The sequence below is a fragment of the Arthrobacter sp. SAFR-023 genome (assembly GCF_051965295.1).
Lineage (GTDB): Bacteria > Actinomycetota > Actinomycetes > Actinomycetales > Micrococcaceae > Arthrobacter.
This window is the reverse complement of sequence record NZ_JBQCMF010000014.1, coordinates 1-21,281: the sequence shown is the minus strand read 5'-3', so window position 1 is coordinate 21,281 and position 21,281 is coordinate 1. Positions and strand designations below refer to the sequence as shown.

The window sequence follows — 21,281 nt, the reverse complement described above, 5'->3', positions numbered from 1 at the left end:
CACAAAGCACCGATAATACGAAGAAAGGAGGGGTTCCCGGCCGGGAACCCCTCCTTTGTTCGTATTGCTGCCCTAGTATGCGGCCGTCAGCGGCCAGCGCTGCTAGTGGCTTTCTGTGGGCGCGGCCGAGGCAGTGTCGCTCGGCGCTGCAGTCTCGCCCGGCGCTGCAGTCTGGCCAGGCGTTGCGGTTCCGCCCGGCGCCGCAGTCTGGCTAGGCGTTGCAGACCCGCCCGGCGTGGCAGTTCCGCTGGGCGTGCCGCCCGGAAGGTAGGCGGCGTATTCCTTCAGCGTGCCGTCCACCACCGGAATCTTCACGGTCTTGTTGACGTTGGTGCCATCCTCGGTGACCTGGACGTCCACGAGGGATCCGGGCTTGCCGCCGGTGGTGCTGAGGATGGCTTCGTCCGCGGATTCGTTCAGCAGGGTGTAGGCGTTCTGCTTGACGGAAACTTCAGTCTGCGCACCTTCGGCTCCCTTGAGGGTGACCTTGACGTCCTTCGAAGAGGAGTTGTAGACGGCACCGATGACGCGGCCCGGCTGGTTCTCGCCCGCGGAAACGATCAGCATGTTGCGCAGCTGCACCGGTCCGACCTCGGCGCGGGTTCCGTCGGAGGCGGCGTACTGGTGAGAGGTCTGCTGGGCGTTGACGTAGCCGCAGCCCGTCAGGGCCAGCAGGCCGACGCTCAGGGCGGCTGCCGCCATTGCCATTTTGCCGCTCTGGCCCCGGTTCATCGCAGTGAAACGCACGTCACGCACTCCTTGAAAAGTCTTGAAACAGTTTTCAGGCCTAGCCTATCGGCAAAGAGGGCCAAACACGGATTCGGCCCCTCCACATGACCGGCCCCTCCGACGCGACTCAAGGCACCCTTGGGACCGTCGAGGGGACCCGCAACTACCCGCGCGTAACGCTTGTGGGCCCGCATACGATGCACTATTGTTCGCATCCGTCAAGGGGTCTGAGCGGCTGATTTCGGCTATTTTCCGCGGATTGACGGGGTTCCGGGGCCGTATCCATGCCAGTCATATGCCTTAATCGTGATAAACTGGTCTGCGGGAAAGGGGAAAGTCCACATGGTTTTTGAGGTCGGCGAGACAGTAGTTTACCCTCACCACGGTGCAGCAAAAATTGAAGAAATCAAGATGCGCACTGTCAAGGGCGAAGAGAAGATGTATCTCAAGCTCAAAGTGGCTCAGGGTGATCTGACCATTGAAGTTCCAGCAGAGAACGTTGACCTTGTTGGGGTTCGCGACGTAGTGGGCAAAGACGGTTTGGAGCACGTGTTTGACGTGCTCCGTGCCGAGTTCACTGAGGAGCCCACCAACTGGTCGCGTCGTTACAAGGCAAATCTGGAGAAGCTTGCTTCCGGTGACGTCATCAAGGTTGCAGAGGTCGTCCGAGACCTGTGGCGCCGGGATCACGATCGGGGCCTTTCCGCAGGCGAGAAGCGAATGCTGGCCAAGGCCCGGCAGATTCTGATCTCAGAATTGGCCCTGGCTGAAAAGACCGACGAAGAGAAGGCTGCAAGCGTTCTCGACGAGGTCTTGGCTTCCTAAAAAGAATTGAACCCCGGTGGCAAAGTGCCGCCGGGGTTTCTTCTTGCCCAAAAACACCCATCCAGGTAGCAGCTGAGGGCGTTCCCAGCGGTGAGAAGGCCCTCAGCTGCGACTCAGTTCTCATCCGGCGGTTCATGGAGGGGAGTGCGGCTGGGACGTAGGCTAGAGCGCATGAACACTGCACCCAAGCGCCCCGTGACCGCCGTGATCCTCGTCGCCGCCGGTTCCGGGCAGAGGCTGGGGTATGGCATGCCGAAGGCCGCCGTGCCCTTGGGCGGTGAACCGATCCTGATGCACGCGCTCCGCGGGATCGTCGCGGCAGGCATTGCCAGCCAGGTCTGCATCGCGCTGCCGGCCGGTGATGAGGAACTCCGCCGGCTCTGCGAAGACTTCCGGGTGGAGCTGGTCGACGGCGGCCCGCTCCTCACAATGGTCGACGGCGGGGCGTCCCGGGCGGATTCCGTCCGTTCCGCTCTGGCCGCCGTCGAGGACGGCACCGAAGCGGTGCTGGTCCATGACGCCGCCCGCGCCCTGGCGCCGGAGCAGGTTTTCCACCGGGTGGCCCAGGCACTGGCTGCCGGCGCCGATGCGGTAATTCCGGTGATTCCGGTGGTGGATACGGTCAAGACGGTCGCCGCCACCGAGGGGCCGGCCACGGACATTGCACCTGAACTCGTCACCGGCACCGCCCCCCGCGAGGAGCTGCGGGCAGTCCAGACCCCGCAGGGCTTCAAGACATCCGTGCTGCGGCAGGCACACGAAGCGGCCTCGGGCTTCGATGACCACCAGGCCGCCGCGGTGACCGACGACGCCATGCTGGTGGAGCTTCTGGGCGTGCCGGTGCACGCCGTCCGGGGAGCCAGCCAGTCCCTGAAAATCACCACACCGCTGGACCTCATCATCGCCGAGGGCCTGCTCGAGGGACCCCTCGGCGCCCGCTGGGTGGAGGGCTGACCAAGCACATGACGGAAGGCACCATGACCCACAACGCTTCGCGGACCCCGGTACTCCTGCCCCGGACAGGCATCGGCATCGACGTGCACGCCTTTGCCCCGGACAGCGACCCGCAGCCGCTCTGGCTGGGCGGGCTTTTCTGGGAGGGGGAGCGGGGCCTCGCCGGCCATTCCGACGGCGATCCCGTGGCGCACGCCGCCGCCGATGCACTGTTCTCCGCCTGCGGGATCGGCGATCTGGGCACTCACTTCGGCACAGACCGGCCCGAATTCGCAGGGGCCTCCGGAGTCACGCTCCTGGCCGAAGCAGCCCGGATCGTTAGGGCAGCAGGATTCGAGATCGGCAATATTGCGGTGCAGTTCGTGGGCAACCGGCCCAAGTTCGGCCCGCGCCGGGAAGAGTCCCAGCGCGTCCTCACCGAGGCGGCAGGCGCCCCGGTCAGCGTTACCGCCACCACCAGTGACGGCCTCGGCTTCACCGGCCGCGGCGAAGGCATTTCCGCTGTGGCGACGGCCCTGGTCTACCCCGCGGCGTAGCGGTCCCGCGGTAACCGGCCCGCAGGGCGGCTGTCCGCACCTGCAGCCAAATCACCTACGCTGGAATAAGCACCAGTACCGCAATCCCAGGAGACCCGCCGTGAAAAAGCTGCTTCCCGCCGTCGTGATCGCAGGGATGCTTCTGGCCGGCTGTGCCGGCAGCCCCCGCATGAGCGTGGAGGAGAGCTGCAAGTTCCTACAGGGCGACACTTTCAAGCCCACGGGCAACCAGCAGCAGCAAGCCGACCAGATCGCCAAGCACTACCAGGAAGTCGCCGACAAGGTGGCCCAGAACGTCGCCGACCCCATCCAGAAGATGGCCGACATCATGAAGCAGGTGGCCGGCACTTCCCTGGGAAACAAGAGTTCGGAGCAGACGGCTGAACTCGCCAGGCAGAACAACCGGATCGGCGAGGTCTGCAAGTAAGCGGGGACAAAGGCATCGGCTAATCTGGAGCGGTGACCCTGCGCTTTTACGACACTGCATCCGCCGAAGTCCGCGACTTCGTTCCCCTGGTACCGGGCAAGGTAAGCCTTTATTACTGCGGCGCCACGGTGCAGGGCATGCCGCATGTGGGGCACATCCGCTCCGCCATCGCCTTCGACCAGCTCACCCGCTGGCTTGAATACCGCGGCTTCCGCGTCACAGTGGTCCGGAACGTCACCGACATCGACGACAAGATCCTTGCCAAGTCCGAGGCCTCCTTCCATCCTGACTTCGAGCAGGAGCCCGGCGCTGTGCCGGAGGAAGAATGGTGGGCGCTGGCCTACCGCTACGAGCAGGAGTTCCTCAAGGCCTACGACACCCTCGGCGTGTCGCGGCCGACGTACGAGCCGCGGGCAACTGGCCACATCCCGGAGATGCATGCACTGATCCAGCAGCTGATCGACCGCGGTCACGCGTACCCCGCCCTCGATGGCTCCGGGGACGTCTACTTCGACGTGCGCTCCTGGAACAAGTACGGCGCGCTGACGCGGCAGAGGATCGATGACATGCAGGGTGCCGCGGACGCGGACCCGCGCGGCAAGAAGGACCCCCGCGACTTTGCCCTCTGGAAGGGCTACAAGGAGGGGGAGCCGACGACGGCGAGCTGGGTTTCGCCGTGGGGCACGGGCCGTCCGGGCTGGCACCTGGAATGCTCGGCGATGGTCACGAAATATCTCGGCACCGAATTCGACATCCACGGCGGCGGCCTCGACCTGCGCTTCCCGCACCACGAAAACGAGATGGCCCAGTCCCAGGCGGCCGGCCACGGCTTTGCCAACTTCTGGATGCACAACGGCATGGTCACGTACCAGGGCGAGAAGATGTCGAAGTCGGTCGGCAACACCGTCAGTCCGGCCGAGATGCTGGAGCTCGCGCCGCCGCGCGTGGTCCGTTACTACCTGGGCCAGGCACAGTACCGCTCGGTGCTGGACTACCAGCCGACGTCGCTGCAGGAGGCCACGGCCGCCGTCGAACGCATCGACGGGTTCATCAGCCGCGCCGTCCGCGCGCTGTCCTCGGACGGCGCAGCCGGCCTCTTCAGCCACGGCACCGTTCCGGAGGCGTTCGCCGCTGCCATGGACGACGACCTCAATGTTCCGCAGGCCCTCGCGGTGCTGCACGACACGGTCCGCGCCGGAAACTCAGCCCTGACCGATGGCGACCTGGCTGCGACGCGGCAGGCCCTGGCCAGCGTGACCGACATGCTCAGGGTCCTGGGCATCAGCGACGCCGCGCAGCCCGCCGTCGACGACCAGGCCACCAGCGCGCTCGGCACGCTGATTGAAGCGCAGCTTGCCGCCCGTGCGGAAGCCCGTTCCAAGAAGGACTGGGCCGCCTCCGACGCCATCCGGGACACCCTGGCCGCGGCCGGCGTCCTGGTCGAAGACAACGCCGACGGCGCCACATGGAGCCTGCAGCGCGGCTAGCCTCCGGGGCTCGGCGCCCGCCCGGTCAACGATTTGAGGCCAGTCAGTAGACTGGAGAACAGACTTACTCAATACAACCAAGGGTGGAATTCATGGCCAACAAAGGTCGCCCGGGCGCAGTCCGCAAGCTCAAGAAGGGCCCCACCACCGGAACCGGTGGCCACGGCCGCAAGGCTCTCGAAGGCAAGGGGCCAACCCCCAAGGCCGAGGACCGCCCGTACCACAAGGCGCACAAGAACAAGCAGCTCGCGGATCGCTCCGCAGCCAAGCGGCCCGCCGGCGCCGGCGGCACCCGCAGTGCCGGTGCCCGCTCGGGCCCGAAGGGTCGTGCCACGGAAGAGGTCGTCACCGGCCGCAACTCCGTCGTCGAGGCCCTGCGCGCCGGCATCCCGGCCAAGGCGCTGCACGTGGCCATCCGCATCGAGATGGACGACCGCGTCAAGGAGTCGCTGAAGATCGCCGCCGAACGGGGCATCCCGCTGCTGGAGACCGGCAAGCCCGAGCTGGACCGGATGACCGACGACGCCGTGCACCAGGGGCTCGTCCTGCAGATCCCGCCGTACGAGTACCAGGATGCCTACGACCTGGCCGAAGAGACGGTTGAAGGCTGGAAGAAGGGGCACATCGCGAACGCACCCCTCTTCGTCGCCCTGGACGGCATCACAGACCCCCGCAACCTTGGCGCGATCATCCGCTCGGTCTCGGCGTTCAGCGGCCACGGTGTCATCGTCCCTGAGCGCCGCTCTGTAGGCGTCACCGCCGCCGCGTGGAAGACCAGCGCCGGCGCGGCTGTCCGCGTTCCCGTGGCCCGCGCCTCCAACCTGAACAACGCCATCAAGCAGTTCAAGGACATGGGCGTCTTCGTGCTGGGGCTCGACGGCGACGGCGACGTCTCGCTGCCGGACCTCACCGTTGCGACCGAGCCCGTCTGCATCGTGGTCGGCTCCGAGGGCAAGGGCCTTAGCCGCCTCGTCAGGGAGAACTGCGACCAGATCGTTTCCATCCCGATCGACTCCGCGATGGAATCCCTGAACGCCTCCATGGCCGTCGGCATCTCCCTCTACGAAGTCTCCCGCCAGCGCTCCGCCAAGTAACCCCGGACAAACGCTCCCTCAGCTTCCGGAAGGAAACACGAAACGCGTCCTCAGCTTTCGCAGGGAAACACGAAACGCTTCCGCACCTGGGTGCGGAAGCGTTTCGTGTTAAGGGGCAGGATCTGCAGGAGGGTTTGGGGTTTTCCTGCAGAATCTGATCGGGCGTTTTTTCTAGCCTAGAACTCGCGGCGGTTGGCCAGGACCGGGAGCTTGGCGCGGGCTTCCTTGACCAAATCGGGGTCCAGCTCGGCGAAGATCAGGCCGGGGGCGCCGTCGAGTTCTTCGAGGACCGCGCCGAACGGCGAGACGACCGCGCTGTGCCCCACGCCCGTGGGCGCCGCGCCCCGGGATTCGATGCCCTGGGTGGCGGGATCGCCCTGGCCGCAGGCGAGGACGTAGGTGGTGGTGTCCACGGCGCGGGCACGGGCGAGGAGTTGCCACTGGTCGACCTTGCCGGGGCCGGAACCCCAGGACGCGCAGACGATGTTGGCCACGGCTCCGCGGTCAGCGTTGGCCGTGAAGAGGGCCGGGAAGCGGATGTCGTAGCAGGTGGCCAAGCCAAAGGTGAGGCCGCCGACGTCGAACGTTACGGGGCCGGTCCCGGCGTCCACGGTGTCCGATTCCAGGAACCCGAAGGCGTCGAAGAGGTGCACCTTGTCGTAACTGGCGTCGACGCCCGGCCCGGCCACCAGCAGCGTGTTGCGCACTTTCGTCTGGCCTTCGGACGGCGATGAACCTGGGGTGAACATGCCGGCAACGATTACTATCCCCAGGTCGTCAGCGATCGAGCGGACGCGGCTGGCCCAGGGGCCGTCCAGAGGCTCGGCGATGTCCAGCAGGGAATTGCCGAAGGCCCGCATCGTGGCCTCGGGGAAAACGACGATTTCCGCGCCGCCGTCCTTGGCGCGGCGGGCATATTCCTCGACCACGGTGAGGTTACCGGCCACATCCCTGCCGGTGATGATTTGAGCCAATGCAATCTTCACGAAAACCTCCACGTCGGTGCGTCATTACAGCCTTAATCGTGCCGCCACGTCCCCAGCAGGCGTAACATGCCGGAATAGATCAGCTATTTCGATGTGACAGCTAAGCTTTAATTGATGGTAATGCCCCTCTTAGACACAACCTCGATGGTGGACGACCCCCAGGCCTTTCCCCTCGGGGTCAGCGAACCGCGCCAAGTTCCCGGCGCGGACGGGGTATCAGGCGGGCGCGCCCGCGTTGCGGTTTATGCGCCCGGCATCGCCAAGCTGGAGGTGGCTTACCAGGCGCCAGGCCAAAGCTGGCGCCTTCAGACCCTCTCCGGCCTTCCGAACGGCGTCCACCACGGTGTGGTGGACGGATTCCCCGTAGGCTCGCGGTACGGCTTCCGCGCCGTCCCCCAAGGCGAAGAGCTCCTGCCGCTTGCCGTTCCCTCGGTTGATTTTGACGACGACGGCCGCCGGCAGCCGCTGTTGCTGGACCCCTACGGCCGGGCCGTCGACGAACGCGACGGATTCCTGACCAGCGTCAGGATGTCTTCCGGCTTCGACTGGGCCGCTGACGAGAAGCCGAATACACCGTGGCGCAACACCATCATCTACGAGGCACACGTCCGCGGACAGAGCATGCTCCATCCGGACATCCCGGAGGCCCTGCGGGGTACGTACGCCGGAATGGCCCACCCCGCCATGATCGAGCACCTCACCGGTCTCGGCATCACAGCCCTGCAGCTGCTGCCGGTGCATTTCCACCTGGACGAGCCTCACCTCCAGAACCTCGGCCTCACCAACTACTGGGGTTACAACACGGCCGCGTTCTTTGCACCGTCCCCCGCGTACGCGACCAAATCGGCCCAGGAAGCCGGGCCGCAGGCCGTCCAGGACGAGTTCAAGGGAATGGTCAAGCTGCTGCATGCGGCCGGCATCGAGGTCATCCTTGACGTCGTCTACAACCACACAGCCGAAGGCGGGCCGGAGGGCCACACCCTGAGCTTCCGGGGCCTCGGCGAGCAGAAGTATTACCGCACGGACGGCAACGGAAAATACGTTGACACCACAGGCTGCGGCAACAGCCTGAACTTCGGCGAACCCCGCGTGATCCAGATGGTGCTGGACTCCCTGCGGTACTGGGTGGACGAGTTCCACATCGACGGCTTCCGCTTCGACCTGGCCGTCACGCTCTGCAGGAACGGAGCCAACGAGTTCGATCCCCACCACCCCTTCCTTGTAGCCGTCGCCGCGGATCCGGTGCTCTCCCGCGTTAAACTGATCGCCGAACCGTGGGACGTGGGCTACGGCGGCTGGCAGACCGGCCGGTTCCCCATCGGCTGGGTGGACTGGAACGACCACTACCGCGACGCCGTCCGCTCCTTCTGGGTGGCGGACCGTGCGGCCCTCGACAACGGAGGCCGGGGTGCGTCCGTGGCCCGACTGGCTGATGCTCTGTCCGGCTCGGCGAGCCTGTTCGAACCGTCGGGCCGTTCGCGGCTGGCCTCGCTGAACTACATCACCTCCCACGACGGCTTCACCATGACCGACCTCGTGTCCTACGACCGCAAGCACAACGAGGCGAACGGTGAACAGAACCGGGACGGGCATGGCGACAACCGAAGCTACAACCACGGCTTCGAAGGACGCACGGAGGACGAGGGCATCCTGGCGCGCCGCGACCAGAGCAAGCGCAACCTCATGGCCTCGCTCATGATCTCCCTCGGCGTTCCCATGATCACGGCGGGCGACGAGCTCGGCCGCACCCAGCAGGGCAACAACAACGCGTACTGCCAGGACAATCCCCTTACATGGGTCGACTGGACCAGCACGCCGGAGTCCCATGCCATGTTGCGGAGCACCAAGCGCGTCATCCGGCTCCGCCGGGAGTTCCTGACCTCGCAGCCGCCCGACTACCCCGTCCGCGACGCCCGCTCGTACCTCTACTGGTACGACCAGAACGGGCAGCCCATGACCATGGAACGGTGGAACGATTCCGGGAACCGCGTGGTCCAGCTGCTGCTCGGCTCGGACGACGGGCACGTGGCCGGGCTCATCGTGGTCAACGGCGGTCCCGAGGACATCGAGGTGACCCTTCCGCAGGTGACCAACGACGACGGCACCGGCAGGCGGGTCTTCGATCTGCGCCTCACCACGTCCGAGCTTCACGACCGGCGCCAGGGCTCACTGGTCACTTCCGGCGAGCCTGACGAGGTGCAGGCCTACACCATCAACATCTACCGGACATAACTTAGAGGGAATGGGCATGCGCAGGCGTTGGACTGTCGGAACGCTGCTGCTGGGGCTTGCCGTGGCTGCCCTCGCGGTCTTCAACCTTTTCATCGCGCCGGGCGGCACGCCGCCCGCTGGGGTCCAGCCCAGTGGGGTCCAGGGAACGGCGACGTCGGCACCCACTTTTGCGACGTCGGCACCCTCAGCGCCGCCGACGTCGGCACCCGCCGCAGCGCCGCCGTCGTCGGCCGGCAAGGTCACCGGCGTCCCGAACGTGTCCGGACTCCCCGCCATCCGGGAGTCTCAGCTGCCGGCGGAAGGCCGGCGGACACTGACGCTGATCCGGCAGGGCGGACCCTACCCGTACACCCGCGACGGGGTGACGTTCGGCAACTTCGAGAGGATCCTGCCCCGCAAGGCCGGCGGGTACTACAAGGAGTACACGGTGCCAACGCCCGGCGAGTCGGACCGGGGCGCCCGCAGGATCGTGGCAGGACAGGCCGGCGACAAGTACTACACGGCGGACCACTACGAATCGTTCAAGTTCATAGCAGAAGGCAAATAGCACCATGAAGATCTATTCCGGGGACACCTGGACCCTCGAGGAACTCCGGGAGCAGGTGGCCGACGCCGGCCGCCGGAGCCTGCTGGTCCCGGCTGCCGACTCCAGGAAGTCCGTGCTCGCAGCGTTCGGCGAGGCCCTGGACTTCCCGGAGCACTTCGGCGTGAACCTCGATGCGCTCAACGACTCACTGCATGACTTCGCCGACGCCATTTCCGACGACGGCGCGAAGCCCCTGACCGTGATCTGGCAGGTGCCCGCAGCCTTCCGAGGCGACCGCTCCTTCGGCGTCATCTGCGAAATCCTCCAGGACGCCGAGAGCTACGCCGGCAAGGACCTCGCCGTCATAGCCGTCTTCCTCTAGACAACGGCAACGTGGAGAGCCCGCGCCGCAACTGCCGGCGTCCGGAAGCGTGCGTCAAAAGCTGGGCCCACGCCGTCAGGGCTCCCTGGCCGAGCTTGCGAGGCTAGGGGGACGGTGGGGCGGAACGAGCTAGCACGCGGAGGACGTCGGAGTTGCGGCGCAACCCGGCTGGCTACGCGTTGACGATCAGCCCCAGCTCGGCCTTGGAAGCGAGGGCGTCGTGCGTGGGGAGGACCCGTACGGTGTAGCCGAAGGACCCGGAGCGGTCGATGACGATGGACCCGGCGAAGAGGTAGCGGCCGTTGCCGAGCTCCTCCTTGGCCTCCAGTTCCACCATGGTCACGTTGGCCAGTTCATCGCTTTCGGCTGCCTGCCCGTACGCCACCTCCACGGCAACATCCTGCGGGGACAGGTTGTGCAGTCCCACGTAGGCGTGGACCTGGAGGGTGTCACCGATCTGCGGGTCCTCGGACACGCCGAGTGAGTCCACGTGCTCCACGTGCAGCTGCGGCCAGGCCGCCCGGACCTTGGCGACCCATGCCGCCAGCGCCTTGGCCTGCGCGTAGGAGCCTGCCACCGCTTCGCGTCCCGCAACCGCCGCGGGCCGGTACAGGACGTTGACGTAGTCCTGCAACATCCGCTCGGCCGAGACCGCCGGGCCGAGGTGGGCCAGCGTGTGCTTGATCATGGAGACCCAGTGCGTGGGGATCTTCTCGTGGCCGGACTCTGACGGCCCTGCGGCGCCGGCCGCCTCGGAGACGGTGTTGCCGTAGAACCGGGGCGCCACCTGCGTCTCGAGAAGCTCGTACAGTGCCGCGGCCTCGATGTCGTCACGCTCATCGGCGGACGCGCCGTTGTTGGCCGTGGGGATCGCCCAGCCGTTTTCGCCGTCGTACATCTCGTCCCACCAGCCGTCCAGGACCGACAGGTTCAGGGACCCGTTGATGGCGGCCTTCATGCCGGAGGTGCCGCAGGCTTCGAGCGGCCGCAGCGGGTTGTTCAGCCAGACGTCGCAGCCCGGGAACAGCGTGCGGGCCATGGCGATGTCGTAGTTCGGCAGGAAGACGATGCGGTGCCGGACGGCGGGATCGTCCGTGAAGCGGACCAGGTCCTGGATCATCTTCTTGCCGGCGTCGTCCGCCGGATGGGACTTGCCGGCGATGACCAGCTGGATGGGGTGTTCCTTGTGCAGCAGCAGCGCCTTCAGGCGCTCCGGGTCCCGCAGCATGAGGGTCAGCCGCTTGTATGTGGGCACGCGCCGGGCGAATCCGATGGTCAGGACGTCCGGGTCCAGCACCGAGTCGGTCCACGCCAGCTCGGCGTCGGCAGCGCCGCGCTTCTTCCACGCCGCCCGCAGCCGGCGCCGCACATCCTCCACGAGGGACACACGCATCTCGCGCCGGAGCGCCCAGACCTCGGCGTCGGAGACGTTGTACGCGAGGTCCCAGCGGCCCATCACCTCCGCTTCCGGTCCGAACCGCTCCCGGGCGAGTTTCGCGATGCGGGGATCAACCCAGGTCGGCACGTGCACGCCGTTGGTCACGGAGGTGATGGGCACCTCCGAATGGTCAAATCCCGGCCACAGCGCCGAGAACATGCCACGCGAGACTTCGCCGTGGAGCTTGGCAACACCGTTGGCGCGCTGTGCGAGGCGCAGGCCCATCACGGCCATGTTGAACACGAAGGGGTTGCCCTCGCTGAAGTTTTCCCGGCCCAGATCGAGGATCCGCGACGTGGGAACGTCCGGCGCAAGCCCGGCTTCGAAGAAATGCTGGATCTGTGCGGCTTCGAAGCGGTCGATGCCGGCCGGAACCGGTGTGTGCGTTGTAAACACCGTGGACGAGCGCCCGGCGGCGAGGGCCTCGTCGAAAGTGAGGGCCTGCTCGCCGGCCATCAGCTCCTGGATCCGTTCGATGCCGAGGAAACCGGCATGGCCCTCATTCGTATGGAACACCTCGGGCGCGGGCGTGCCGGTGAGCTTCTGGTAGGCGCGCAGCGCCTTGACCCCGCCCATGCCGAGCAGCAGTTCCTGCTGCAGCCGGTGGTCGCCGCCGCCGCCGTACAGGCGGTCGGTGATGCCGCGGGCGGCGTCGTCGTTTCCGGGAACGTTGGAATCCAGCAGCAGGAGGGGGACGCGTCCGACGTCGGCACGCCAGATGTGTGCCAGAAGGCACCGTCCGTTGGGCAAAGGCAGTGAGATCTCCAGCGGCTTGCCGTTCCCGTCCGGGGCGGGCTCCCGCAGCAGCGTCAGGGGCAGGCCGTCGGGATCAATGACCGGGTAGGTCTCCTGCTGCCACGCGTCCCGGGAGAGTGACTGCTTGAAGTAGCCCGCTTGGTAGAGCAGGCCGACGCCGATCAGCGGCACGCCGAGGTCGGAGGCGGCCTTGAGGTGGTCGCCGGCCAGGATGCCGAGGCCGCCGGAATACTGCGGCAGGACCTCGGTGATGCCGAATTCGGGGGAGAAGTAGGCGATTGAGGCGGGGGCGTCGCTGCCCAGGCCCTGGTACCAGCGGGGTTCCGTCAGGTACCGGTCCAGGTCTGCTGCTGCCGCCTGGACGCGGGCCACCACGTCCTGGTCGATCGCGAGCCGGTGCATCTCCTCACGGCCCACCAGGCCCAGGAAGCTGACCGGGTCGTTGCCGCACTGGGCCCAGACGCGCGGGCTCAAGCTTTCGAACAGCTCCCGGGTGGGCCGGTGCCAGGACCAGCGGAGGTTGGTCGCCAACCGGGCCAGTGGCCGGATCGGCTCGGGAAGAACGGTACGGACGGTAAATCTGCGGATTGCCTTCACCTGCGCCACACTAACCGACTGGGTGAACGGCAGGAACCGCTTTTGATTACTTTCCGGTAAATGACGGATCGCTTCATTAATTAAGTTCGCAGGCTTAGCAATTCGCCCCATTTCTCGCTAACGTCGAGCCTGTGACGACTAACACGCGAACCAGTGCCCCAGCAAAGCAAACGCCGAAAGTTTCGATCACGGAAGGCCTTCGGTTTGGCCGTTTCCCTATCACGGACGTTCAGCCTGTTGTCGAAGGGGGGAAGTTCCCGGCCAAGGCGCTGCCCGGTGAAGGAATCGTGGTCAGCGCCAGGTCCTTCCGCGAAGGCCACGACCAATTGGGGGTCAGCGCGGTCCTCCTGGATCCCAAGGGCAACGAGCGCCAGCGGGTCCGGCTCCAGCCCCCGGCCGGGGAACGCGGCCAGGGAACCGACCTCTGGGAAGGCCTTATCACCCCGGAATCCACCGGGAACTGGTCGTTCGTCATTGAGGCGTGGCACGACCGCTACGGCACGTGGCACCACAACGCCGAGGTCAAGGTGGACGCGGGCATCGACGTCGAGCTGATGCTTGCCGAGGGCGCCGCCCTGCTGTCCGAGGCGGCCGAGGAACCCGCCCGCAACGATGCGGACCGGCAGACGCTGCGCTCGGCAGCCACCATCCTTTCGGACACTTCCCTTTCCCCGGAGGACCGCCTGGCCGCAGGTTTCAGCCGGGACGTCGCCGGCGTAGTGGAGCGCGAGCCGATCCGCGAGCTTGTCACCGTCTCCGAGCAGTTCCCCCTGCTCGTAGAGCGGGACCGCGCCGGCCGCGGATCCTGGTACGAATTCTTCCCGCGCTCTGAAGGCGCCGTGCGCAACCACGACACGGGCGAGTGGACGTCGGGCAATTTCCGGACCGCCGCGAACCGGCTGGAGGCCGTGGCCGGCATGGGCTTTGACGTCATCTACATGCCGCCGATCCACCCGATCGGCGTCCAGCACCGCAAGGGCCCCAACAACACCCTGATCGCCGGCCCGAACGATCCCGGATCGCCGTGGGCCATCGGCGCCAAGGAAGGCGGGCACGACGCCATCCACCCCGACCTCGGAACCTTCGAGGACTTCGACGCCTTCGTGGCGCGGGCTAAGGAGCTCAACCTGGAAGTGGCGCTGGACCTGGCACTCCAGGCCGCCCCGGACCACCCCTGGGTCACCGAGCACCCGGAATGGTTCACTACCCGCGTGGACGGCAGCATCGCCTATGCCGAGAATCCGCCGAAGAAGTACCAGGACATCTTCCCGCTCAACTTCGACAACGACCCCGAGGGCCTGTCCAAGGAAATCCTGCGGATCGTCGAGCTGTGGGTCAGCCACGGCGTGAAGATCTTCCGGGTGGACAACCCGCACACCAAGCCGGTGTGGTTCTGGGAGTGGCTCATCGGCACGGTGAACAAAAAGGACCCGGACGTCGTCTTCCTGGCCGAGGCCTTCACCCGCCCCGCCATGATGCACGCGCTGGGCAGGGCAGGCTTCCAGCAGTCCTACACCTACTTCACGTGGCGCAACACCAAGAAGGAACTCGAGGAGTACTTCCACCACGTGAGCCGCGAGTCGGCTGCCTTCTTCCGGCCCAACTTCTTCGTCAACACCCCGGACATCCTCACCGAGTACCTGCAGTACGGCGGGCCGGCAGCGTTCAAGATCCGTGCTGCCCTGGCAGCCACCGCCAGCCCGCTGTGGGGCGTGTACGCCGGCTACGAACTGTACGAGCACGTGGCCCGGCCCGGCGCCGAGGAGTACATCGACAACGAGAAGTTCGAGTACAAGGCCCGCGACTGGGAAGCGGCCTCCGCCTCCGGCCGGACCCTCGCGCCGTACCTGACCAGGCTCAACGAAATCCGCAAGGCCCACCCCGCGCTGGGCGACCTGCAGAACCTCACCGTGCACCAGTCCACTGACGACGCCACGGTGGTCTACTCCAAGCACAAGACCCTCCCGGACGGCACGAGGGACACCATCATCGTGGTGGCCAACGTGGACCCGCACAGTGCCAGGGAAGGCATGGTCTCGCTGGATCTGTCCGCGCTGGGGCTCGACCCCGCAGACCTCACTCCGAACGGCGGATTCTGGGTGGATGACCTCATCTCCGGCGAGTCTTGGGAGTGGGGCGAGTACAACTACGTGCGGCTGGATGCACATGTTGAACCTGCACACATCCTGAACATCCGGAGGTAGCCGCCCGTGAGTTTCAGTCCGCAGGGCTCCACCCAACACTTCACCCCCAAGAGCACGTTTGAACTCAATGCACCGGGTTTGCAGCATGATCCGCTGTGGTACCGGAAAGCGGTGTTCTATGAAGTGCTGGTCCGGGGCTTTGCGGACGCCAACGGCGACGGTTCCGGTGACTTCCACGGGCTGATCGAGAAGCTGGACTACCTGCAGTGGCTGGGCGTGGACTGCCTGTGGCTGCCACCGTTCTTCCAGTCACCCCTGCGGGACGGCGGGTATGACATCTCGGACTACAACTCCGTCTTGGACGAGTTTGGCACCATCAGCGACTTCAAGCGGCTGGTTGCCGAGGCGCATGCACGAGGCGTCCGGGTCATCATCGACCTCCCGCTGAACCACACCTCGGACCAGCACCCCTGGTTCCAGGAATCCAGGAAGGACCCCGAAGGTCCCTTCGGCGACTTCTACGTGTGGAGCGACACGGACGAGAAATACCAGGACGCGCGCATCATCTTCGTGGACACGGAGGAATCCAACTGGACCTTCGACCCCATCCGGCGGCAGTTCTTCTGGCACCGGTTCTTCAGCCACCAGCCCGACCTGAACTTCGAGAACCCGAAGGTCATCGACGCCGTGTTCGACGTCGTGCGGTTCTGGCTGGACCAGGGGATCGACGGGTTCCGGGCGGACGCCATCCCGTACCTGTTCGAAGAGGAGGGGACGAACTGCGAAAACCTGCCGGCCACGCACGAGTTCCTGCGCAAGCTGCGGAAGATGGTGGACGAGAGCTACCCCGGCCGGGTCATCATCGCCGAGGCCAACCAGCCGCCCAACGAGGTGGTGGAGTACTTCGGAACCGAGGAGGAACCGGAATGCCACATGGCCTTCCACTTCCCGATCATGCCGCGGCTCTACTACGCGCTGCGTGACCAGAAGGCCGCCCCCATCATCGAGACGATGCACGACACCCCGGCCATCCCGGAAGGCGCGCAGTGGGGAACATTCCTGCGCAACCACGACGAACTGACGCTGGAAATGGTCACCGCCGATGAGCGGGCAGCCATGCTCGGCTGGTACGCGCCGGATCCGCGCATGCGGGCCAACATCGGCATCCGGCGCAGGCTGGCGCCGCTGCTGGACAACTCCAGGGCGGAAATCGAGCTCATCAACGCCCTGTTGCTGTCCCTGCCGGGCAGCCCGTTCCTGTACTACGGGGACGAGATCGGGATGGGCGACAACATCTGGCTCGAGGACCGTGACGCCGTCCGCACCCCCATGCAGTGGAACCCCGACCGCAACGCCGGGTTCTCCAACGCCGATCCCGGCAAGCTGTACCTCCCCGTGATCCAGTCGCTGGTCTACAACTACGCCATGGCGAACGTGGAGGCCGAGGCCGCCCATTCCGGATCGCTGCTGCGATGGACCCGGCAGATCCTCAGCGTCCGGAAGAACCACCCGGCGTTCGGCCTCGGGGCGTTCAAGCATGTGGAGGCCGACCACGAGGTGGTGCTGGCCTACCTCCGCGAACTGCCCGAGGGCAACGCAGCGGGAGAGCCGGCCGAATCCATTCTGTGCGTCTTCAACCTTTCCCAGCACCCGGTGTCCTCCACCCTGAGGCTTCCGGACTTTTCCGGCCGGGGCCTGCGGGACGTCTTCGGAGGGCAGCCGTTCCCCGGCATCAGCGACGACGGCCAGCTAACGCTGACGCTGGGCAGCCATGACTTCTTCTGGCTGCGCGTGCGGGCCACTGCTTCCAACCCCGCTTCACCCTTTACGCAAGCGATGCCGATACTGTCGATTGAGGGATGAGATGATCCAAACAACACTGACACCCACACTCGAACACCTGCTCCGCGACTGGCTTCCGGCCCAGAGGTGGTTCCCCGTGAAGTCCCCGGACTTCACCCTGGCGCCGGTGGGCGGCCTGGTCCTGGAGGACCCCACCGGCCAGGCCGGCCTGGAGGTGTTCCTCGCCTCCGTCGAGTCCAAAACGTCCGACGGCGTCTCCCGCACCGACGTCGTCCAGATCCCGCTCAGCTACCGCAGCCAGCCGCTGCCGGGCGCCGAACGGGCCCTGATCGGCGAAAGCGACGACCCCGAGCTGGGGCACCGCTGGGTCTACGACGCCGTCCACGACCCCGCCTTCATTGCCGCATGGCTGGATCTGATCCGGACGGAGGAAGCCGCCGGCACCGCCAGCGGCCACCTTTCCGGGGGCGGCCAGCCGCTGCCGCAGGCTTCCGGGACGGTCCGTGTCCTGTCCGGCGAACAGTCCAACACCTCGGTGATAGTGGACGACGGCGACTCCGCCGCCATCGTGAAGTTCTTCCGCGTGCTTTCGGCCGGGCGGAACCCGGAGGTGGAGGTCGGCGCCGCACTGTCCGCGGCCCGCACCCCGGAGGTCCCCGCCACGCTGGGCTGGGTCACCGGCGAATGGTACCCGCAGGGCCTACTTCGCCAGGATGAGACCGCTTCGGGCGGCCCTGCCGAGGGCGAACTCGCAGTGGCCCACGAATTCCTGGCCGGCGGCCGGGACGCGTGGCGCCTCGCCGTTGACGCGGCGGCCGGGGGAGTGGACTTTACGGCCGAGGCGTATGCCCTTGGCCATGCAACCGCCACTGTCCACCGCCGGCTGGCCGAAACACTGGGTGTTTCGGCCGAAACGGTTCCGGGCGGGGAAATAGCCCCCGGAGTAGCCCAGCGCGTGCGTCAGATGTGGGCGGAGGCGGGACCCGCCGTCGGGCCTTACGAAGAAGGGCTGGAAAGCCTGCTCAGCCGGCTGGAAGGAACCCCCGCGGGAGCGCTTCAGCGCATCCACGGCGATTTGCACCTGGGCCAGATCCTCCAGGTTCCCGGCGGCGAAGGCGGCCATGACCGGTGGGCCATCCTCGACTTCGAGGGGGAGCCGCTCCGGCCAATCTCCGAGCGCAACTTCCCCGACGCCCCGCTCCGGGACGTGACGGGCATGCTGCGCTCCTTTGACTACGCGGCGGGCGCCGCCGAACGGGAACAGCCGGGCGTCCGTGTCCCGGACTCCTGGGTGGACGAGTGCACCGAGGCCTTCCTGGCAGGCTACGCGGAAGTAACTCCCGGAACGGTGGACCGCAATTCGCCGCTCTTTGTGGCATTGTGGCTGGACAAGGCGCTCTACGAAGTCGTGTACGAGTTGCGCAACCGGCCGGGCTGGCTGGCCATTCCGGTGAATGCGGCCAGGCGGCTCCTCAGCACTAAAAGCTCCGGCGAACCGGCCGGAGCAGCAGCGGAAGGTAATAACATGACAGGCTCTGCACACACCGACAGCCCCCACGCACCGTTGCACGTGGACGCGCACACGCTCTCACGCGTCGCGGCCGGTGAACACCACGCCCCGCACTCGGTGCTTGGTGCCCATTTGGACGACTACGGTCACGTGACCATCCGCACCGTCAAGCACCTCGCGGAGGCGGTCAACGTGGTGACCCAGGCCGGAACAGTGCCCATGACCCACGAGGCCGAGGGCGTCTGGGTGGCGGTGCTCGAGCCGCTGCAGCACGGCCACGTGCCGGACTACCGCCTTGAAGTGACGTACGAGGGCGCCCAGCCGGTGACCACGGACGATCCGTACCGCTACCTTCCCACGGTCGGCGAAGTGGACCTGCACCTGATCGGTGAAGGACGCCACGAAAAGCTCTGGACCGTGCTGGGCGCGCACGTGCAGCACTACAAGTCCTCGATGGGCGACATCAACGGCGTGTCCTTTGCCGTGTGGGCGCCGAACGCCGAAGCGGTCCGGGTGAAGGGCGATTTCAACGCCTGGGACGGGCGGGAAAACTCGCTGCGCTCCCTCGGCTCCTCGGGCGTCTGGGAACTGTTCATCCCGGGTGTCCCGGCCGGCGCCTGCTACAAGTACGAAATCAAAACCAAGGGCGGCTACTGGGTAGAGAAGGCCGACCCGCTGGCCTTCGGCACCGAGGTTCCGCCGCTCACGGCGTCGAGGGTTGTCGAGTCCCACTACCGGTTCCAGGACGCGGACTGGATGAAGGAACGCGCCGCCCGGGATCCGCACAACTCGCCCATGAGCGTCTACGAGGTCCACCTCGGATCCTGGCGCCTGGGCCTGAACTACCGTGAGCTGGCCACGGAACTCGTCGAATACGTCAAGTGGCTCGGCTTCAGCCACGTCGAGTTCATGCCCGTGGCCGAGCACCCCTTCGGCGGCTCCTGGGGCTACCAGGTCACCTCCTACTACGCGCCCACGTCGCGTTTCGGTCATCCCGATGAGTTCCGGTTCCTGGTGGACTCGCTCCACCAGGCAGGCATTGGCGTGATCCTGGACTGGGTGCCGGCGCACTTCCCGAAGGACAACTGGGCCCTGGCGCAGTTTGACGGGCAGCCGCTCTACGAACACGCCGACCCGAACCTTGGTGAGCACCCGGACTGGGGCACCCTCATCTTCGACTTCGGCCGCACCGAGGTCCGGAACTTCCTCGTGGCCAACGCGCTGTACTGGCTCGAGGAGTTCCACATTGACGGCCTGCGCGTGGACGCGGTCGCGTCCATGCTGTACCTGGACTACTCGCGGGAAGACGGCCAGTGGCAGCCCAACCGCTTCGGCGGCCGCGAAAACCTGGAGGCCATCTCGTTCCTCCAGGAGACCAATGCCACGGTGTACAAGACCCACCCCGGCGCCGTGATGATCGCGGAGGAATCCACTGCCTTCCCCGGCGTCACAGCGCCCACCAGCCAGGGGGGCCTCGGCTTCGGCCTCAAGTGGAACATGGGCTGGATGCATGACTCGCTCAAGTACACCTCCGAGGACCCGGTCAACCGGAAGTGGCACCACGGGACGGTCACGTTCTCGCTGGTGTATGCCTTCACCGAGAACTTCCTGCTGCCCATTAGCCACGATGAGGTAGTCCACGGCAAGGGGTCCATGCTCCGCAAGATGCCGGGCGACCGCTGGCAGCAGCTGGCGAACCTCCGCGCCTTCCTCGGCTACCAGTGGGCACACCCGGGCAAGCAGCTGATCTTCATGGGCACGGAATTCGGCCAGGAAGCCGAGTGGTCAGAACAGCATGGCCTTGACTGGTGGCTCGCCGACATCCCGGCCCATAAGGGCATTCAGCTGCTGCTCAAGGAGCTGAACGAGCTCTACAGGTCCACGCCGGCACTGTACTCCCGGGACAACGAGCCCGGCGGGTTCCAGTGGATCAACGGGGCTGACGCCGACCGCAACGTTCTGACCTTTGTCCGGTGGGACACGGAGGGCAACCCGCTGGTGTGTGCCGTCAACTTCTCCGGCGGCCCGCACAAGGAGTTCGCCCTGGGCGTGCCCTCGACCGGAGCTTGGACCGAGGTCCTGAACACAGACTCCGAGGACTACGGCGGATCGGGTGTCCTCAACGGCGGAACGCTGACCGCGGAGGACGAGGGCATCGACGGCCAGCCGGCGACTCTAACGGTTACGTTGCCGCCGCTGGGCGCCGCGTACTTCAAGCCGGCTGAGTCCAGCGTGATCACCACGGCGGCCGCGGCCAAGGCCAAAGTTACCGACGCTGACTCCGTCTTTGCCGGGCCCACGGCAGCTGAAATTCGGGCTGCTGAGACTCGGTCTGCTGAACCGAACAGTGCTGCGCCGAAGGGTGCTGCACCGAAGGGCGGCACGGGAAAGGCGGCTCTGCCCGGCGGGCCCCGCGCCTGAGTCGCGACGTACCGCCAGGAACGGTCCGGTAAGTCCTGGCGGACCGCCGGTTTAAGACCCGGCGGCGGCCGGCCAACCGGGTAGTTGTTTCCCAGTGGTTTGTTTCTCTGGGAGGAGGGTCCGGAATCCCGTGGGATTCCGGGCCCTCCTCCGCGTTGCCCCGGTGCAGTTGGCATTCCGCCAAGGTAGTGGTAGAGTTTATTTCCGCGCCGCTCCCCGGAGCGAGTCGGCAAGGAGATCCGGAAGCCAACAGGCTGGGCCGGATGGAAACCGCCGATTTGACTCGGATGAAACGAGCGGGTAGGTTTGAAAAGTTGCTCCGGAGCGATCCTGAACGTTGGTTTGGGTGGTGCCGGGTGTGTCTGTTGTTTGAGAACTCAATAGTGTGCCAAGTTTGTTGATACCGATTTTTTATGAATTGGTTGATTGTGCCG

15 protein-coding genes are annotated in these 21,281 nt (G+C 66.2%); 12 read left to right on the top strand and 3 right to left on the bottom strand.

Going from position 1 to position 21,281, the window contains the following annotated elements; genetic code table 11:
- Window positions 1–102: 102 nt before the first annotated feature.
- On the bottom strand, window positions 103–747 hold the full coding sequence (locus ACTHQX_RS15305) for a hypothetical protein (protein WP_440158143.1): 645 nt from the start codon (window positions 745–747) through the stop codon (window positions 103–105).
- Window positions 748–1,071: 324 nt separating this feature from the next.
- Between ACTHQX_RS15305 and ACTHQX_RS15300 the strand changes: the two genes are divergently transcribed.
- The 6 genes from ACTHQX_RS15300 to rlmB all read left to right on the top strand — a co-directional run bounded on the left by ACTHQX_RS15300 (window position 1,072) and on the right by rlmB (window position 6,052).
- Window positions 1,072–1,554: a CarD family transcriptional regulator gene (locus ACTHQX_RS15300; protein ID WP_003801164.1), complete on the top strand. Its 483-nt coding sequence runs from the start codon at window positions 1,072–1,074 to the stop codon at window positions 1,552–1,554.
- Between the two features lie 171 nt (window positions 1,555–1,725).
- Window positions 1,726–2,508: a 2-C-methyl-D-erythritol 4-phosphate cytidylyltransferase gene (ispD, locus tag ACTHQX_RS15295; protein WP_236806835.1), complete on the top strand. Its 783-nt coding sequence runs from the start codon at window positions 1,726–1,728 to the stop codon at window positions 2,506–2,508.
- A 23-nt stretch (window positions 2,509–2,531) separates the two neighbouring features.
- Window positions 2,532–3,044 (top strand): 2-C-methyl-D-erythritol 2,4-cyclodiphosphate synthase, encoded by a 513-nt coding sequence (ispF, locus tag ACTHQX_RS15290; RefSeq protein WP_236806845.1) that lies wholly within the window; start codon window positions 2,532–2,534, stop codon window positions 3,042–3,044.
- A 100-nt stretch (window positions 3,045–3,144) separates the two neighbouring features.
- Window positions 3,145–3,471 carry a hypothetical protein gene (locus ACTHQX_RS15285; RefSeq protein ID WP_111901962.1) on the top strand — a complete coding sequence of 109 codons (327 nt, stop codon included), beginning with the start codon at window positions 3,145–3,147 and terminating at the stop codon, window positions 3,469–3,471.
- A gap of 32 nt (window positions 3,472–3,503) precedes the next feature.
- Window positions 3,504–4,958, top strand: coding sequence for a cysteine--tRNA ligase (gene cysS / locus ACTHQX_RS15280; protein ID WP_440158144.1), 1,455 nt, complete (start codon window positions 3,504–3,506; stop codon window positions 4,956–4,958).
- Between the two features lie 92 nt (window positions 4,959–5,050).
- The gene (gene rlmB, locus ACTHQX_RS15275) at window positions 5,051–6,052 is read left to right on the top strand and encodes a 23S rRNA (guanosine(2251)-2'-O)-methyltransferase RlmB (protein WP_111902023.1); all 1,002 of its coding nucleotides are present in this window, start codon (window positions 5,051–5,053) and stop codon (window positions 6,050–6,052) included.
- A gap of 176 nt (window positions 6,053–6,228) precedes the next feature.
- On the opposite strand, the gene ACTHQX_RS15270 is transcribed toward rlmB, so the two are convergent.
- Window positions 6,229–7,038, bottom strand: coding sequence for a carbon-nitrogen hydrolase family protein (locus ACTHQX_RS15270; protein WP_440158145.1), 810 nt, complete (start codon window positions 7,036–7,038; stop codon window positions 6,229–6,231).
- A 114-nt stretch (window positions 7,039–7,152) separates the two neighbouring features.
- Here ACTHQX_RS15270 and glgX point away from each other — a divergent pair, with 114 nt between their 5' ends.
- Genes glgX through ACTHQX_RS15255 form a run of 3 tightly spaced genes read left to right on the top strand, consistent with a single transcriptional unit; the run spans window position 7,153 to window position 10,178 of the window.
- Window positions 7,153–9,270, top strand: a complete 2,118-nt coding sequence (gene glgX, locus ACTHQX_RS15265) for a glycogen debranching protein GlgX (RefSeq protein ID WP_440158146.1) — start codon at window positions 7,153–7,155, stop codon at window positions 9,268–9,270.
- A gap of 16 nt (window positions 9,271–9,286) precedes the next feature.
- The gene (locus ACTHQX_RS15260; protein ID WP_440158147.1) at window positions 9,287–9,817 is read left to right on the top strand and encodes a ribonuclease domain-containing protein; all 531 of its coding nucleotides are present in this window, start codon (window positions 9,287–9,289) and stop codon (window positions 9,815–9,817) included.
- 4 nt (window positions 9,818–9,821) lie between these two features.
- Window positions 9,822–10,178, top strand: a complete 357-nt coding sequence (locus ACTHQX_RS15255; RefSeq protein ID WP_440158148.1) for a barstar family protein — start codon at window positions 9,822–9,824, stop codon at window positions 10,176–10,178.
- A gap of 172 nt (window positions 10,179–10,350) precedes the next feature.
- On the opposite strand, the gene glgP is transcribed toward ACTHQX_RS15255, so the two are convergent.
- Window positions 10,351–12,969: an alpha-glucan family phosphorylase gene (gene glgP / locus ACTHQX_RS15250; RefSeq protein ID WP_440158149.1), complete on the bottom strand. Its 2,619-nt coding sequence runs from the start codon at window positions 12,967–12,969 to the stop codon at window positions 10,351–10,353.
- Window positions 12,970–13,100: 131 nt separating this feature from the next.
- On the opposite strand from glgP, the gene ACTHQX_RS15245 reads away from it, so the two are divergent.
- The 3 genes from ACTHQX_RS15245 to ACTHQX_RS15235 are packed head-to-tail and all read left to right on the top strand — an operon-like array spanning window position 13,101 to window position 20,847.
- A complete protein-coding gene (locus ACTHQX_RS15245) occupies window positions 13,101–15,173 on the top strand; it encodes an alpha-1,4-glucan--maltose-1-phosphate maltosyltransferase (RefSeq protein ID WP_440158150.1) in 2,073 nt (690 codons plus the stop codon).
- Window positions 15,174–15,179: 6 nt separating this feature from the next.
- A complete protein-coding gene (gene treS / locus ACTHQX_RS15240; protein ID WP_236806861.1) occupies window positions 15,180–16,976 on the top strand; it encodes a maltose alpha-D-glucosyltransferase in 1,797 nt (598 codons plus the stop codon).
- A 1-nt stretch (window position 16,977) separates the two neighbouring features.
- Window positions 16,978–20,847, top strand: coding sequence for a 1,4-alpha-glucan branching enzyme (locus tag ACTHQX_RS15235; RefSeq protein WP_440158151.1), 3,870 nt, complete (start codon window positions 16,978–16,980; stop codon window positions 20,845–20,847).
- Window positions 20,848–21,281 lie beyond the last annotated feature (434 nt).